Consider the following 17,246-nt stretch of genomic DNA (forward strand, 5'->3'; position numbering starts at 1 on the left):
CATGTATTAGGCACGCCGCCAGCGTTCGTCCTGAGCCAGGATCAAACTCTCCATAAAATGGAGTGCAGATTAGTTCGTCACAAGTGACGACATCTGCCCTGACTTGCACTAAATGTGCTTTGTATTTCTTGAATTAACAGGTACGTTTTGTCTTGTTTAGTTTTCAAAGATCATTTGTTTAAATTGGAGCGGGTGATGAGAATCGAACTCACGACATCAGCTTGGAAGGCTGAGGTTTTACCACTAAACTACACCCGCTTAATCAATATAATGGCGCGCCCGAGAGGAGTCGAACCCCTAACCTTTTGATCCGTAGTCAAACGCTCTATCCAATTGAGCTACGGGCGCTTTATCATCAGGCGACTTAACTATAATACTATGAAAAATATTTAAAGTCAACAGTTTTTTAAAAGTTTTTTTCAGCACATTTGACTTCGTTACATTATACACTTTTCAAAGCATTTGTTCATCTTTCATGTCCCCGCTGTTATTATCAGCAGCGACGAATAATAATATACCATGTCGTGAATTCAATAGTCAACAGTTTTTTAAAAAAATATAATTTTACTACCGATTCTTTTCAGCAACTTGCATTCCACTTGTCTACTTTTATTGTTAACCCTTCTCTCCCTTTTCATAACCTCCATTTAGAAATAAATGAAACAGTTTATTTTATAGAAAGAATAGAGCCTATTGAAATTTTATCATTTATAAATGATAAAAGAAAGGCAGGAAGCACTTAGACTGCCAGTGCAATTACCTTTGGCAGACTAAGCTATCACCTCCCACTGCTTCTTTATATAGAAGGAAGTTGTTTATCCACTAATTTTTGCACTTGGATCATTCTCTAAATGTTTTCTCTTATAATTGCGGAAATTATGTTCGAGTTGTTCAAGAGTAAGCCCCTTCGTTTCCGGAAGAAAGATTTTTACAAATGTAATCGAAGCAAGTCCCAGACCAACAAAAATGTAGAATGTCGAAGACAACCCAATTTTCTCAAGCAGTATTGGGAACGTGAGACCAACAAAGAAATTGGCAATCCACAAACAAAATACAGTGACCCCCATACCAAGACCACGCAGACGTAGTGGAAATATTTCTGATAGCATCAGCCATGTAACCGGCGAAATCGCCCCTTGTTGGAATGTTAAAAATGTTACGGTTAAGGAAAGCACCACATACGGAAGAGCTACCGAACCTTGTAGTATTGTTGAAAAGACTCCTATTAAAAACAAGGCTGTTGTCGTTCCAATCAAACCAGTCAATAGCATAGGACGCCGTCCAACCTTACCAAGTAGCCAAATTCCTACGAATGTCGCCAATACTGAAATAACACCGTTGGCAATATTGCCAATTAACGCAGCTTTTGTCTCAAAACCTGCGTTTTTAAGAATTTCTGTACCATAATACATAATGGAATTTACACCGGTAATCTGTTGCACAACCGCAATTCCAATCCCAAGAAATACAATTCGGCGCACCCAGGGTACAGTAAGTTCCCTATATGTCGCTTGTTTCATTCTCGACTCTTTCAAAACAGCATCTTTTATCTCCTCGAATTCTAAGTCGGCATGTTTTTCTTCGCGGATTTTTTTAAGGACACTTAATGCATCTTCATTTTTATCTTTTGAAACAAGCCAACGTGGACTTTCAGGTACTCTTAACATACCGAAGAATAAAAATAAAGCTGGAACTGCAGCGATTACCAGCATGTACCGCCAAACATGAGAAATGTCACCCATTGTTGTGCCGAGGATGGCATTGAAAGTGAACGCCAGTAGCTGTCCGGATACAATCATCAATTCATTTTGGGTAACAATTCGCCCTCTGCTTTCTGATGGAGACATTTCCGCCAAGTAAGTTGGTACCGTTACAGATGCGCCTCCTACAGCAAACCCCAGTAAAAAACGAGAAATGATCATGACAATGACATTAGGAGCAAAAGAACATCCAAGTGTAGCAAAAAAGAATAGTACAGCAAGAATGATAATGTTTTTGCGGCGACCAATATAGTCTGATAGCCTCCCCCCTAACACCGCTCCCAAGGCCGCTCCTAACAGAAGTATGCTTGTGACAAGTCCTTCTGTAAATGCGTTGAGATTAAGCTGATCCCTTTCTGCCATATAAGGTAGTGCACCGTTAATCACCCCAGTATCATAACCAAAAAGAAGTCCCCCAAAAGTCGACACTAAAATAATAGTACCTAAAAATGACTTTTGTTTTCCCTGTTCATTCATATTATTCTCCCCCGCCTTCACTTTAAATCGGTGTGTCTCGAAACATCAGTAGAAGATAATTCATTTAGGAAAAACATCATTTCACTTTAAAATCCCCCTTCTTACAATTTTCCAAGCCACAAAAAAGAATAGCTGTACAAACATCACAAATATGTAGAAAACGCTTTCAAAATAGAATTTGTTTGATACCTTTTTATTATATGATTGGTATTTGTTTGTTAAGTTTTTGTGATGTCTGATTTTATCATAGTTTTAAAATCCTTTTACGTCAACATAATTTTATAAAATCATACTAATTATCAATATAGTGTAACTAGCTTTTTTGTGACATCTTGGTTATTTTCTTATTACTTTATTGTAATGATATTAAGTGGTAAGAAAGTCAAGTTTGCCTTTAATTAAACTGTCTTAAACCATAAGGAGCTGTCCGAAAAGAGTAAATGTGTAAACAAAAAAAAGGTAGCCAACAGTCAAAGATCGACTTAATGGGCTACCCCGTCTTAAAAATCATTATTTTATGGTTTTCACAATTAGTGTCGTTAACGCCTCTGCTCCTTCAGGAACTAAGTGCACCCCATCAGAAGTGAAATATTCAGGATGATGCAGAGCTTCACTATGCCAGTCAATCAACGTCACATTTGGGCGACTGTCGGCTTGTTGGCGTAACAATTCGTTTACTTTACTTTCCCACTGCCGCGGCACACGTGTGTTGACAAGATAAATATTGGCTTTTGAGAATGAGTTAAGCAAAGTGTCCATTTGATTGTTTGTAAAATATCCATTGGTTCCCAGTTCAATAACAATATATTTGCCAGGTTGATTAAACGATTCATATTGAGATGTTAATTGAAGAGCCTGGGATAATTGCCTCCCGACTTTTCCGTCGATCGTGATATTAGAAAAGTGTTTACGAAGAGTTGGAGAAATATCAATCATAACTGAATCTCCGATAGCTAATACTTCTTTCTTAGTATGGTTTGAAGCTTGTTTTTTAGTTTCCTCGTCTGATTTCTTTTTCTTTTCTTTACTTTGATCGGCCGGCTGGTCAGACGTTTTATTTGCCTCTTGTACCGACTCAGTGTACATGACATGAGGCTTTCTTTTTTCATCAGCTATTCCGGACATTCCGCCGGCAAAAATGATAATTGCAGCAAAAGTCAGTCCAATTGACATTCGATTAATGAGAGAAGACGTTTTCCATTCTACAATGTTGTTCAGAAAAACTTTCTGGAAAAATGGTTTAAATCCGTCCTCTCGAATGGGTTTTTCAACAAAGCGATAGGAAAGCTCGGCCAAAATCAGAGTTACTGCTACCTTAAGCAGATCATGCCAATAAACAGGATTTCCAATTTCATGAACAGGTGTACCCAACACGATAACAGGGTAATGCCAAAGGTAAATTCCGTACGATCTTGTACCGACCCAATGGATAGGTTTCCAAGAAAGCAGTTGTCCCAACAAGCTGCTCGGATGACATACACAGGCGATAAAAACAGCAGCAAAAAGGCTGATTAAAAGCATTCCACCATAATAAAGGAATGGATCAAACTCATCAATAAAATAAATAGCAAGTAGTAATAATATAAAAGCGCCAAATTCTGTTCCACGCAATGCATACTTCAATCCATCTGTTAAATTCTCGGAAGAAAGTCTTTTCATCGGCCATACAAGAGCTAAAGCACACCCAATTAACAATTCAAAAGAACGAGTATCTGTTCCGTAATAGACACGGCTCGGATCTTCGCCAGGGATATACAGCACACTCATTAAAATAGCTGAGAACATCGCCAATAACAAGACCGCCAAAGCGAGTCGAGTTCTTTTTTTAAATATGTACATTCCTGCTAACAGCATGATGGGCCACACCACGTAGAATTGTTCTTCAATAGACAAAGACCAAAGATTTTTTAAAGGTGATGGTGTGCCAAAACTATCGAAATATGATAAGTTATGAAAAATAAATCGCCAATTACTAAAATATAAAAGAGCAGAAAGTGCATCACCGCGCACCATAAACAGGAGTTCACGGTTCCATAACACGACCCATATAACGGTCGTAATCATCATCAAAAAGACTGCTGGCAGTAACCGTCGAATTCGTCGCAGCCAAAAATCGCGAAAATCTATTTGAATGTCGTTCCCATATGCCGGAAGTATAATAGATGTAATCAGATAACCTGATAACACAAAAAAGATATCTACCCCAATAAAGCCTCCAGTAGCCCAACTAAAGTTAAGATGGTAAGCTATAACCGCCAAAACGGCAAAACCCCGAATCCCGTCTAATCCCGGTATGTAGCGATGGTGTTGTGTTTCATGTAACATGGTATTCCTCCAGTAATACTTCGCAGATATTCTCGTTTGCAGGTGCTCATGCTCCCTCTCACTAACTCTTCAGTAAATAGACGCAAGGAGGAAGGCTTTTTGTTACAAAAATATAAAATTAAAATGATTTAGAATGTGCCGTTCTTAAATCCAACCATCATTATGATCCTGATCATGCCCCAGTTGATCAATCCATTTTTTGATTCTTTTATATAAAAATATAAAACAACACTCTCGGTCGTGAGAGTGTTAGGGTATGTAAAGCTATGTTTAATTGTTTGCTCAGTTTGATTTCTAAAAAAGCTGAACTAAACAATTTGCCTTAATACCGAGAACGAACTTCTTACTTATAATAGCATATAAAGTCATTTTTCGGTGCAAAATCTGGACATACTGGAAAGAAATCTATCATTTTTTGCTTAAACTAAAATGAATGGATGAGTTGTATTGAAATATACACAGCAACACCCCAAATAATAAGGGCAGATATCTTATTAACGACTCTTAGAAACTTTCCATCAGAATCAATATGACCTATAAGACGTCCAACTAACGAAAATCCCAAAAACCACACCCATGACACAATGATACAAGTCACAGTAAACACCGTTTTTTCCATCCCTTCATAATGAAGAGAATTTGTTCCTATGACACCTATGATTGCATGTGGATTCAGTAAAGAAACCGATAAAGCAAACATGATCTGCTTCTTGATTGGCATAGCCGCCCCATGTTCTCTTAAATACCCTGAATAACTTTTCCAAATCGACCAACCCAATAGATTAAAAAAATAAGACCAATCGTAAACATAATCGTTTTCAAAACTGGAAGTGTTAAAACAATGAAAGAAACCCCTAATACCGCTAACAAAATAAGCAAAGTATCACAAAGCGACGCTGTAATAACGACCGGAATTGCTCTTTTAAACTTTGGTTGTGAAGCTCCTTGATTAAAAACAAAAACGTTTTGAGCACCTAGCGGAATATTAATCCAAAGGCTAATACCATTCCATTCATGACCGCTGCCAACAAAGTTCATTTCTCTCCTTTTTTTCAAAAACTTAGCTACTATTTTTTAATTTAATTAAATATTGGCCACATCAATCTCTGATAAAATTGTCAACAATATGATATTTAGGCTATTTTTTAAAGAAAAAACTTTTTTATCTATGGACTTCCCAAGAAATATAACATCTATATGTATTGTCCACTATTGATAAATTGAATACCTTAGTGACATACATCCATTTAAATACTTTGTACACAAATAGCTTTCTATTAAGTAGTCTTGTATCTACTCACAAACCGATCTATTATTCTTTATCTGTCAATTCTTACTCACATGAAGAAACCATTATCTCATGCAAAGACATAGCGGTAAATCATGAATTGTAGCAATTTAATCCTTCAACACCATTTAAAAGTCTTTTTTTGTTTTCACTATGGTCAATCATTTACTTTAAAATTCAGATGTCTCCCGCTTGTTCATTGCAGGTCATTTGTCTCACTCTTAAATCCCCCTTTAAAAAGCCTTATAAAGAAAATTATGGTTTAACTGTTAATCATATTATATAATAAGTTGTGATATACGGCACACAGGGGAGAGGTTGGTTTTGGCTATTAGCAATCGCAGTAAAGGTTTATTAATGGTTACGATCGGAGCAGCTTTCTGGGGGTTATCAGGTACAGTTGCTCAAAACTTATTCCAAGAAAACAATATGTCTATGGCATGGCTTGTCACAGTTAGGCTGTTGGTTTCCGGTATTCTATTAATTACTTTAGGTTTTTTTGGATCAGAAAAAACTAAGATTTTCACAGTGTGGAAGCATAAAAAATATCGAATAAAATTGATTGTCTTTGGAGTTTTAGGCATGCTTGGGGTACAGTATACATATTTTGCTTCAATAGATGAAGGGAACGCTGCAATTGCAACTTTATTGCAATATTTAGCCCCAGCCTTTATTGTTTTCTACGGATTACTTCGATATAAAAGTCTCCCGACATTCATTGACTTGATTAGTATTCTTTTAGCTTTAACAGGAACTTTTCTTTTATTAACTAACGGAAAAATTGATGGGTTAACAGTTTCAGGTTCATCCATCTTCTGGGGAGTGCTTTCTGGATTATCACTAGCGTTTTATATCTTATACTCAGCACCTTTAATAAAAGTGCTCGGTTCAAAAATTGTGGTAGGCTGGGGAATGATCATTGGAGGAATTGGCATCAGTTTTTTCACCCCACCCTGGAAAGTCGATGTGGGTAACTGGACCTTATCAACCATCACACAGACCATTTTTGTCATTGTATTTGGAACATTACTTGCCTTTTATCTTTATATAGAAAGCTTGCGGTACATCTCCCCAAAGGAAACAAGTTTATTAGGATGTACAGAGCCTGTTGCTGCTGTTTTATCGTCTATTATTTGGTTGGAGGTTTCTTTTGGCTGGTATCAAGGGTTAGGAGCCTTGCTCATTTTGTTGATGATCATCTTTATGTCACAAAAGCGTGAAGACGATGTGAAAAATACCAATCATATAACGAAAGGAGCAGGTTTTTGACTGCCCCTTTCATTCGCTTTATTTGTAATTGCTTTAAAATTGAAACGATGCTATAAACAAGCCACCAAGAAAATGAATCAGAAAAAACAACAAAAACAAAATCGCAACACTGATCCATGCAGTCCGCTTTGTGACTCCGCCGACTTTTTGGAGACCGATAGCAAGCAGAACAAGTGACCAAATAATAAAAATATCAAATGCACCTATCATACTCTTATAAGGTTCTTTTACCGAAAAAACACTTTGTAAAGATGTGATAGAAACATGAAGATCAGTAAAATGAGAAATGAAAGAGATAAGAGCGGATTCAATTATGATGATAAATGTGACAAAAATTGATAAGGAAAACATGCTGACAAACTTGGTTTTCCTACCTCCAATAGATGTGATGAGCCAAAAAATCAACGCACTTATAAAGACTATCAATCCATAATATAAAATACCACTTAACAATACCAGCAATTCAAAATAAATTGATACTTTATCCTTTGAACTCGGTGAAAACGTCAGATAAGTTGTCGCTCCTAATAAAAGCATAACACTTAACATTGGTAGCCATACAGTTGGCCTTTCTTTCATCCTATTAAACTGTTTTACCGGATTTACGATTAAGCCCAATAAAGAAGGTTTTTTTGTTTCAATATTAGATTTCATTTCCATAATTCCCTCCTGCATTTCTCTAGTTTAGCATTTCAATAGCAAGTGTTGGATTAAAACCAGCTTAATTTTTTCTGAGTCAAAAGTCACACTTTCCATTCAAACCATTTAAAAATCTCTGAATACAATAAAAGGGAATTTACATACCGGCATTGACTTGAAACTTCGATTAAACGCTACACACGAAAAACAAATTGAAATCATACAAGAAGTGGCGTATAATGACTTTGTTAAAAAAATACATACGGAGGACTCTTTATGAGAAAAATTTTAGCTTTCCTATTACTAAGCATTTTATGTCTATCATCTTTAACCTCAATTCCTGTTAGCGCTAAATCTTCAAAAGTAAATAGTGCGGCACGAGTTGAATATTATAATGCAAAGAATAAACTGATCGCTGTTAAAACTTCTAAAGTTGCAACACCAACTAAAAAATTAACTTATCAATTTGGAAAAACTTATTTTAATAACTATATTTGGATAAAAAAAGGGTCTGCATTTAAAAAACCCGGTAAGATGAAACTTCAATTAAATAAAAAAACAAAACAGTTTGAAGTAAGAATGTATGCATCTAATAACAAAAGATATATTGGTAAAGCTGTTTTCAAAAATGCCTCAGGCTGGGTTTCTTTTGATTGGAAGCTTCTTAGAAAAAAAGACGCTTCATATTCCTTTAAACTTGTAAGTGCTGCGAATTCCGGTAGAATCATAATCAATAAAGGATTTTTAGAATATAACGTTCGTTAAATCTATCATTTCTAAGAGCTTGTCCGAAATGAGCTAAAGTTATGGTTTAAGATTGCTGATATACTAGCGTTTGTTAAATGAGAAAAGGGCGTCCAATAGCTAATTGGACAGCCCTTTTTCTCTACCTTAACTAAAATCGTTCCATCACCAGATCATGATTGACGGAAAAGGCAGCCTTTTGGCCGTCAGCAGCCGCGATTATCAGTGAAGTAGCACCCAATTTTTGAGTTTCTCCTGCGATATAGACGTTTCTCGTTGTTGTTCGGCCTGCACCGTCTGTTACAACTGTGCCATCTTTGTCAACTTGACAGGCGAGTTGCTCTACAAATTGATGTGGACGATAATAAGAGGGAACAACAAACCCACCTGATCTTATCATGATTTCTCCTGACTGAAATTCGATTTTTTGTAAATCACCATTCTGACCGATCAGATTTTTTATGTACTCAGATTTTATGATGATGTTTCGTTTTTGAAGCTTTTGAACATATTCTTTAGAAAGTTCCACTCCGTTTGTTAAAACAGCCACATCATTCGTCCAATTATAAACTAATTTGACCATATGCATAACATGCTCATCTTTCTCTGCTATAATAATGATCGGTTGATCCCTTAGCTCCCAACCATCACAATACGGGCAACTAAATAGGCTTTTTCCATAAAACTCTCTTACACTCGGAATCGAAAATTCCTCTTGAATTCCCGTTGCCAACATTAGTTTTTCTGCATAACATTCCTGACCGTCACTTGTTTTAACAATAAAATACTCTCCCCTACATTCATTCACAATTTCTGTAATTGTCGAATGAAAATAGGATGTAGATGGATATTTCTTCAATTCATTTAATCCAGTTTCTTTAAATGCTTGAGGTGTTGTTCCATCTCGCGTTAGATATCCGTGCGACTGCTGAGTCACTCTATTTCGATTCGTTCCATCATCAAATAATGCAATCTTTCGTCTCGCTCTTCCTAAAGTTAAACTTGCACTTAAACCTGCGGATCCCCCACCAACAATCACACAATCAAACATATTCATTTTTTATCCACCCTTTACCAACGTATTATAGATAATAAAACTCTTGAATGTCTTTAATGAGGAGTAAATAAAAGCGGCTTTAATGAGCCACTTTCATTTTCTTGGCGATATCAGCAATTTTTTGATCTCTCAGCTCACTCAACATCTTTTCTTCCGCATGAGTTATCACCTGTTGAATCAAGCATTTAGGATCATGATGAATGCAATAATCAAAAATCGAGGTCGGACCTTCAATTGCCTGAATAATGTCTAAAAAAGAAACAGTCTCCCAATTATGCTTCAGCTTATAACCACCATTTGCTCCAGAGATCGATTCGACCATCCCAGCTTTAACGAGTTTCGTCAATATTTTCGATAAATATGTAGTCGATACTTTTTGATACTCAGCAAGTTGATGAACACCTATATGCTTTTCTGGCGTATGGATTGCCAAATATAACATGGTATGCAATGCATAATTCGTTGCTTTTGAATATTTCATCTTCTACCCCACCATTAAAGATATCTTATATCTACAATATCCGTTAGCGGAGGAATTTGTCAAGCTTTTCAGCCTTAAAGAAAATGATAATACCACAAAAATAGAGCTGGCTTTTAACTCAGCTCTGTTTAGCTTTCGTCAATGACTTCAATCGGTGCATCATTTTTAAAATCTATCTCGGTCGTACTGCCACGGATATTCATCATTGCTTTCCCCTTTAAATATCACTTTACAACAATCGGTCTTCCGCTTCCGCCTGCAATGCGATAGCCCGTCTACATCATCGCTGTTTCTATTTCTTATCCTTAGCTTGATTTTTAATGTTGTCGATTTTTTGATTGATATCACGTATTTTTGTTAGTAACTTCTTTTGTTCCTCTTCATCCTCAGGACGATCAGCTAAGTAATCCTGTTTTTTGCTTTCCAAATAGTAAAGTTCGTTTTGCATCTCAACAGTTAATTTTAGTTCTCTGTCCTTTTTCGCCTTCAAATAATCAACATAAGCACCTTCAAATACTCTTTGGGTTGTACTTCCTAGATCTAGAATGCGGTTTGCAATGATTCTCAAGAAGTATTCGTCATGTGAAACGGCAATGATCGCCCCCGGGAACTCTTGAAGGGCCTCTTCAATCGTCTCTCTCGTCTCAATATCTAAATAATTATTTGGTTCATCAAGAATGAGGAGATCGGCCCCTGAGAAATATAGTTTCACGAAGGCTACTCTGCATTTTTCTCCCATACTTAAATGAGCTATTCTTTTAAAGACATCATCTCTTTTAAAAAGAAAACAGCCAAGGATTGTTCTTGCCTCTGTCTGGGTCATATGAGGAATGTTCATAATATGGTCCAATATCGTTTCGCTTTCTTCCAAATCACTCAGTTCTTGTGAAAAATACCCGACATTACATCTGGGGTGCAGCTGTATGGTGCCATGATCCGGCTCTTTGAATCCTAAAATGAGCTGAAGCAAGGTTGTTTTCCCAGAGCCGTTTGGACCGATCACAGCTAGTCTATCAGAACGCTTCACATCTAAGTTGAACGCCTTAAAGAGAGGTGTATCATGATACCCAAATGTCATATGGCGTATTTGTAAAAGACGGGAAGCTTCAAATGTTGTGTCATGAAAACTGAATTTTACTCGATCTGCATCTTTGTACTTGTCAACTTTATTTTTTTCAAGACGCTCCAATGCTTTTTCAAGTGCTTTAAATCGTGAGGCACTTTTCGTTGCTCTTGATGAGAAATTGGTTTTTTGTGCCCCAGAATCATTCTTGTCAGATTTTTGGGCATGCTGAAACCACTGTTTGTAACGGTTAATCGATTCTAAGAGCGCTTTCTTTTTTTGTTCCTGTTTGGCATAAAGTTTTTGATGGGTTAGGATTTCATGATCCTTTTGCTTTTTATAAACTGAATACCCACCTTTATACCTTTTGGTTCCTTCTGCTGTTAACTCATATGTGACATCAGCTACCTGATCAATAAAATGTCGATCATGAGAAACAAACAAGACAGGGATATCAATCATTTTGATCCAATTTGTGAGCCACTCGATTGCATCTTTGTCCAAATGATTGGTAGGTTCATCTAAAATTAAAAACTTTGGATTTTTGAGCATCACTCTCGCTAACTGTGCCCTCGTTTTTTCTCCACCGCTAAGCTGATGATATGGTAAGTGCCAGTTTGATGAAGGTAACTGCAATTGACTAAGATGTTTTTCAATTTCCGTTTGAAACTGAAAGCCGTCCATTGTCATAAAACGATCATAATACGCCGTATATTCCTCCATTAAGTCATCCAGTTCTTCTTTGGCTACAATTGACATTTTTTTTTGCAACTGATCAATTTTCTTTTGACAATCTGCCAACTCAGGGCGAATTAAACTAACATATTCATAAAGTGTGACATCTACTGGATCCTCCATTTGTTCAACCCATCCCCAAGTGTCCACAGGATACCGTCTCATGATTCTACCTTTTTCTAATTTCTCCTTACCTATTAGTGCTTTGAGTAATGTCGTTTTGCCAACACCATTTCTGCCAATGATGGCGACTCGCTGCTTTTCCTCTATATCTAAATGAACGTGTTCAAAAATGACCTTTTCATCTCGCGTCGCTTTACACCCTTCTGCTTTTAGTATGAGCACGTGACCTTCCCCCTTAAAACAATACCCCCACCTTCCATTAGAAAAGTGAGGGTGATACTTATCATATTAAATGCTTTCGACATGTTCTTTCAAGAAATATCCTTTTTTCCTCATCATTGAGAATAATTTCTTCATATATCCAGCTGAAGGTTCTGGCCATTGGAAACCACACTGTGTTAAAAGCTGAACTGTTTCATCACAGCTAGTCTCTACTATGGCTCGATATGTCTCATTCTCTTCTCCCATATAATAAGTAAATCCTAAAATTTTATGATAGTTTTCTTTATTTGCATGTGATGCAACTAACTCCTGGTAATCGTGATCTGACAGTTGCTTTATTTCAATCCCTCCTAAATCAAACAGCTTTTTGATATGAATTTTATGTGGATTATAAATATGAAAAACCGGTTTACTTTCAGTGGAGGCGGCAAGTGTTAAAATGGCTTCACTGCACAAATCCACTGGCGAAATATCTAATGGTTGGTGTATGATCTCGTCTGAAACAGCTCCTAAATGATAGATGGTTTCAAGTGTGTTGGAGAACGCATTTTTCTCCAAATCCAATTGCACACATCCATCTGCAAGACGTCCTGTAATCAATCCCATTCGATAAATGGTTGCTTGTACTTCTTTACGGGCAATGGCCTTAAGCACCTCATGTTCAGCTAAAAATTTACTCTTTACATAAACATTGTCATCTATTTCTTGCTCAATGAAAAACTCTTCTTCAGTAAAAGCTCTCTCACCTTCTCCTTTTGCCACATGACCTGCGACACTCATCGTTGAAATATAATGAAGCTTTTTGTTGGCCCCGGCAAATGCCAAGATTCTTTTTGTTCCATCAATATTGAACGCCTTGAATTCTTCAAATTCTCCAAAATGATCCGTTTTAGCTGCAACATGAAAAATATGCTCTGTCCGGTTTCTTACATTTTCGTATATGTCAGGGTTCATGCCAAATCGTTCTTTTGTTAAATCTCCGTCAATCACTATAAGTCGGTCTGCTGTTTGTTCTAGCAAATCCATATTGTTCGGAAAGTACTGTGAAAAGACTTGTTTAAGCCGCTCTTCCGCTGTATATGTTTGATTCCCTCTTACTAAGCAGAAAATAACTCCGTTTGTTGTACGTAGCAACTGTTCTAATAAATGAATCCCTAAAAATCCTGTTGCCCCTGTTAAGAAAACATTGCTTTTGTTATGCCACTTGGTATCACAGCTTAAAGAACAACTAGCTGGGCGGATATATACATGTTCATCTGTTTGATTTTCTTGTCTTTTTGTTTGCTTGCAGATCTCAGCAATTGTTTTTTTATCAAAAAAATCTTGAATCGAAATATCCCAATCTTGATCCATTGTTAAAGCAAGAATTTTTAATATATTGATGGAATTTCCGCCAAGTTCAAAGAAATGATCATAAATGCCGATAGAGGTAGGAGGTATATTTAATACTTCTCCCCAAATCTCTCTCATTTTCTTTTCACGTTTTGTTCTTGGTTCTATTTGTTGCTCTGCATGACTTTTTGCTTGTAGCGGTTTTGGCAGTGCTTTTTTATCCACTTTTCCGTTTTCAGTTAGTGGCAAATGGTCAAGTTCTATAAATTGAGAAGGAACCATATAATCTGGAAGTCTTTCAGCAAGCTGTTTTTTGATGTCGTCAATGCTATCGGACTGATCACATACGATGTAGGCAATTAATCTAGCAGCTGATGTATTCATAGCCACAGGCAGCAAATAGACATCCATTATACCTGGCGTTAATTTCATCACTTGAATAATTTCTTGCAATTCAACTCGGTGTCCGCGAATATTGATTTGTTCATCCTCTCTTCCGATGTATTCAATCGTTCCATCTGCTGTCCATCGGCCATGATCACCTGTTCGATATAAACGTTCTTTTGTGACTGGATGCTGGACAAAACGCTCTTTCATCTCTTCAGAACGATTCCAGTATCCTCTTGCCAATCCTACTCCTGCAAGACAAATTTCTCCTGTTACCCCGATTGGTTGTTCCTGAAATTGATTGTTGACAATCAATACTCGGCAGTTATCAATTGGTGTTCCAATCGTTATGTCAGTATCATTTTCAATCACACCGCTTGTAGCAATCACCGTATTTTCCGTTGGTCCATAATTATTGACAAGCTTATATGAGTGAGGTTTCCAAGTTTTTAGCGCTTCACCACCAGTCAAAAGGATGCGGAGCGAGTTGTTTTTCAAATGAGAAAATGGTTCGTAATAGGCAGTAGGAATAAACGCAATTGTCACTTGGTGATCTTCAATGAATTGATTTAGTTGATACATATCTTGTCTCATATAAGTGTCAACGATGTAAAGAGACGCACCAGAAGACAAGCAAGGGAATATCTCCCAGACAGAAGCGTCAAATCCAACGCCAGCAAATTTCAAACAACGATCCTTGTCTGTTAAGTGAAAGGATCTCTGATGCCACTGAACCAAATTCATTAAGGAACGATGTTCAATCATGACACCTTTTGGATTTCCTGTTGAACCAGATGTGTAAATCAGATATGCTAGATCATTCCCCTTGATTGATACAGAAGAAGACATGCCATTTCTTTCAAAATGATGAGTACTCAGATCAACAACTTTCTGAGGAATTCCTTTTAACATACTTTGATGCTCTGATTCAGTCAGTAAGAAATTGACCTCGCTATCTTGCAATATATATTCGATTCTCTTTCTTGGATATGCTGGATCAATTGGCACATATGCAGCTCCAGCCTGCAAAATGCCGAATATACCGATGAGCATATTAAATGATGGGTTTGTCATGATACCAACGATTTCGCCTTTTTTAATTCCTTGTTGCATGAGCCAATCAGCGATTCCATCAGCTTTTTCCTTTAATTCTTTATAGCTGAGAGACTTTCCTTGATATACAGCTGCTATTGCCTCAGGATGTTGCTCAGCGGATAATCTCATCTTTGTACACACCGTCTCATGAGCCGGCAAAGGTACGGTTGTAGAATTGACCTGTTCAATTAAACGCTTTTCTTCATCTAAACGGAAATCAATTTTATTTAACAGTTGATCTGGTTTTGTTACATATTGCTTCACTAGCTCGATATAGTGCCTTGCCATTCGCTCTATCGTTTTTGCTTGGAATAGACTTGTGCTATATTCGACATTGATGTGAAACATATCATGAGATTGTGTGACCTCAAATGTCAAATCAAACTTTGCTGTCTTTTGATCTGTTTTCTTCAAGGTCCATTTGGAAACTCTCTCTTCTGTATGAAATGAGAAGACAGTATCAAATAATAGATTTCTGTCTATTATTCGTTTCATTCGTTTTCGTTCAATCCATTCATCAAGCGGGTAATCAGCATATTTTAACATGTCATACACTTGTTTTTTTACTTGTTCTAAGAAGCTGGTGATCGTCATCGTTGATGCTGTCTTCGTCCTCATAGGCAATATATTCATAAACAAACCGATTGTATTTTCTAATTCTTTATGGTCTCTTCCTGATACCGGTGTTCCTGATATCACATCATGTTGGCCTGAATACCGATGGAGTAGGATGTGGTACAAACCTAAAAACATGACATAAGGTGTCATTTCCTCGTCATGTAATTTTTCCAAAATGCTGCAACCCATTTCTCGATCAATTGAAAGTGATACACAATCTCCTTCAAACTGTTGAAACTTTGGCCTGCTAAAGTCAGTTGGTATGTCAAGCACCGGTAGTTGACCGTCTAGGACAGAGTCCCAATATTCATTTGACTTACTTTGATCTTGTTTTTGCTTCCATGCCGCATAGTCTTTATACTGCACCTGTACATGAGGCAGTTTAGCTTGTTCATCTTCATACAATGATGAGAACTCCTGTAAGAAAATATCGATTGATATACCATCACAAATGATATGATGGATATCCAAAAACAACAAATGATCTCCAGTGTCTACTTTTGCTATTTTACCTCTTATTAATGGTGCTTTTTCCAAATCAAAACGCTTAGGCCAGTCAGAAATACGTGCAGATACTTCATTTACTTTTAGCCACTCTTCTTCTATTTGAAAATTGATATCGTCATGGATGACCTGAACTGTTTCACCGTTTATCACTTGGAAAGAAGTTCGCAAGCTTTCATGACGTTCTATGATTCTATTGATGACTCTCTCTGTTTTTAGTTTATCTAGTTGAAACGGAGCTTTTAATACAATTGGCATATTGTATGTTTTATCAACACCTAATAAATGACTAGCCGCATAAATTCGCTTTTGCAGAGATGTCATTTGATACATTTTGGTATTTCCAACTGCTGGGATGATGTCTTTTTTTGACTTACCGGTTTTATCAATTTTTTCAGCAAGTTTTTTTAAGAGCGGATATTCAAAAATATCCTGTAATGAAATTTTTGTAGACAGTCGTTTTCTAATTCTGCTCATCAAATCGATCGCTTTTAAAGAGTGTCCACCAGCTCTAATAAAATGGCTGTTTAGCCCGATTGGACTTGTCTCCAACACTTCTTCCCAAATCGCGGCAAGAATTTTTTCCGTTTCTGTTTGCGGCGGCTCATATGTTTCTTTCAGTTCTTTTTTCGGCATTGGAAGCAGTTGCTCATTGATTTTTCCGTTTGGTGTTAATGGCAGCTCATCTACTATGATGAAATAAACAGGGATCATGTAGTCCGGCAAGCTCTTCGCTAGCTGTTTCCTAATGTTTTCCCGCTCTATTTCAGTCTCTGTCACGAGATACGCACATAAAATGACTTGACCATTTTCATCGTGATGAGCCATCACATAACCATTTTTCACTTCGTCTAGCTCAAGTAGCTTCGCTGTGATTTCACCTGGTTCAATTCGGACACCGCGAATTTTTACTTGCTTATCCAACCTGCCAAGATATGTGATCGTTTGATCACTGTGCCATTTCACAAGGTCACCGGTTCGATAAAGCCGACCGTTTGGGTGTGACACAAAGGCGCGCTTCGTCTGATCTGGACGGTTGTAGTAACCTCTGGCAACACCTGCACCACCAATATACAGTTCCCCAGGAATGCCTGGCGGCACTTGCTTTCCATCTTGGTCAAGGACAT

9 protein-coding genes, 2 tRNA genes and 1 pseudogene are annotated in these 17,246 nt (G+C 37.2%); 2 read left to right on the plus strand and 10 right to left on the minus strand.

Features of this window, described 5'->3' with window-relative positions; all coding sequences use genetic code 11:
* Positions 1–184: 184 nt before the first annotated feature.
* The 5 genes and pseudogenes from PDT38_RS18970 to PDT38_RS18990 form a co-directional block, all read right to left on the minus strand.
* Positions 185–258, minus strand: a tRNA-Gly gene (locus PDT38_RS18970).
* 13 nt (positions 259–271) lie between these two features.
* A tRNA-Arg gene (locus PDT38_RS18975) sits at positions 272–348 on the minus strand.
* Positions 349–815: 467 nt separating this feature from the next.
* Positions 816–2,237 carry a sugar porter family MFS transporter gene (locus PDT38_RS18980; protein ID WP_270803628.1) on the minus strand — a complete coding sequence of 474 codons (1,422 nt, stop codon included), beginning with the start codon at positions 2,235–2,237 and terminating at the stop codon, positions 816–818.
* 510 nt (positions 2,238–2,747) lie between these two features.
* Entirely contained in the window at positions 2,748–4,562 is a 1,815-nt protein-coding gene (locus PDT38_RS18985) for an acyltransferase family protein (protein ID WP_270803629.1), read from the minus strand.
* A 424-nt stretch (positions 4,563–4,986) separates the two neighbouring features.
* A pseudogene (locus PDT38_RS18990) lies at positions 4,987–5,593 on the minus strand (LysE/ArgO family amino acid transporter).
* Positions 5,594–6,207: 614 nt separating this feature from the next.
* Between PDT38_RS18990 and PDT38_RS18995 the strand changes: the two are divergent.
* Complete coding sequence (locus PDT38_RS18995; protein WP_270803636.1) at positions 6,208–7,119, plus strand: DMT family transporter; 912 nt, start codon at positions 6,208–6,210, stop codon at positions 7,117–7,119.
* A gap of 33 nt (positions 7,120–7,152) precedes the next feature.
* Here PDT38_RS18995 and PDT38_RS19000 read toward each other — a convergent pair whose 3' ends face one another.
* Positions 7,153–7,779, minus strand: coding sequence for a YIP1 family protein (locus tag PDT38_RS19000; RefSeq protein ID WP_270803630.1), 627 nt, complete (start codon positions 7,777–7,779; stop codon positions 7,153–7,155).
* A 255-nt stretch (positions 7,780–8,034) separates the two neighbouring features.
* Here PDT38_RS19000 and PDT38_RS19005 point away from each other — a divergent pair, with 255 nt between their 5' ends.
* Positions 8,035–8,523, plus strand: a complete 489-nt coding sequence (locus PDT38_RS19005; RefSeq protein WP_270803631.1) for a hypothetical protein — start codon at positions 8,035–8,037, stop codon at positions 8,521–8,523.
* Positions 8,524–8,653: 130 nt separating this feature from the next.
* On the opposite strand, the gene PDT38_RS19010 is transcribed toward PDT38_RS19005, so the two are convergent.
* The 4 genes from PDT38_RS19010 to PDT38_RS19025 form a co-directional block, all read right to left on the minus strand.
* Positions 8,654–9,559, minus strand: coding sequence for an NAD(P)/FAD-dependent oxidoreductase (locus PDT38_RS19010; protein WP_270803632.1), 906 nt, complete (start codon positions 9,557–9,559; stop codon positions 8,654–8,656).
* 79 nt (positions 9,560–9,638) lie between these two features.
* Positions 9,639–10,040, minus strand: a complete 402-nt coding sequence (locus PDT38_RS19015; protein ID WP_270803633.1) for an Rrf2 family transcriptional regulator — start codon at positions 10,038–10,040, stop codon at positions 9,639–9,641.
* A gap of 292 nt (positions 10,041–10,332) precedes the next feature.
* Positions 10,333–12,183, minus strand: coding sequence for a ribosomal protection-like ABC-F family protein (gene abc-f / locus PDT38_RS19020; RefSeq protein ID WP_270803634.1), 1,851 nt, complete (start codon positions 12,181–12,183; stop codon positions 10,333–10,335).
* 66 nt (positions 12,184–12,249) lie between these two features.
* Positions 12,250–17,220 carry a non-ribosomal peptide synthetase gene (locus PDT38_RS19025; RefSeq protein ID WP_394356318.1) on the minus strand — a complete coding sequence of 1,657 codons (4,971 nt, stop codon included), beginning with the start codon at positions 17,218–17,220 and terminating at the stop codon, positions 12,250–12,252.
* Between the last annotated feature and the right edge of the window lie 26 nt (positions 17,221–17,246).

It is taken from the genome of Bacillus changyiensis, from assembly GCF_027706145.1.
In the GTDB taxonomy this organism is placed as follows: Bacteria; Bacillota; Bacilli; order Bacillales; family Bacillaceae; genus Bacillus; species Bacillus changyiensis.

What these genes read in the sequence shown, in the direction of transcription:
- PDT38_RS18980 (WP_270803628.1), bottom strand. Translation starts at nt 2,237, where the DNA reads ATGAATGAACAGGGAAAACAAAAGTCATTTTTAGGTACTATTATTTTA.
- PDT38_RS19010 (WP_270803632.1), bottom strand. Translation starts at nt 9,559, where the DNA reads ATGAATATGTTTGATTGTGTGATTGTTGGTGGGGGATCCGCAGGTTTA.
- PDT38_RS18995 (WP_270803636.1), top strand. Translation starts at nt 6,208, where the DNA reads ATGGTTACGATCGGAGCAGCTTTCTGGGGGTTATCAGGTACAGTTGCT.
- PDT38_RS18985 (WP_270803629.1), bottom strand. Translation starts at nt 4,562, where the DNA reads ATGTTACATGAAACACAACACCATCGCTACATACCGGGATTAGACGGG.
- PDT38_RS19015 (WP_270803633.1), bottom strand. Translation starts at nt 10,040, where the DNA reads ATGAAATATTCAAAAGCAACGAATTATGCATTGCATACCATGTTATAT.
- PDT38_RS19005 (WP_270803631.1), top strand. Translation starts at nt 8,035, where the DNA reads ATGAGAAAAATTTTAGCTTTCCTATTACTAAGCATTTTATGTCTATCA.
- PDT38_RS19000 (WP_270803630.1), bottom strand. Translation starts at nt 7,779, where the DNA reads ATGGAAATGAAATCTAATATTGAAACAAAAAAACCTTCTTTATTGGGC.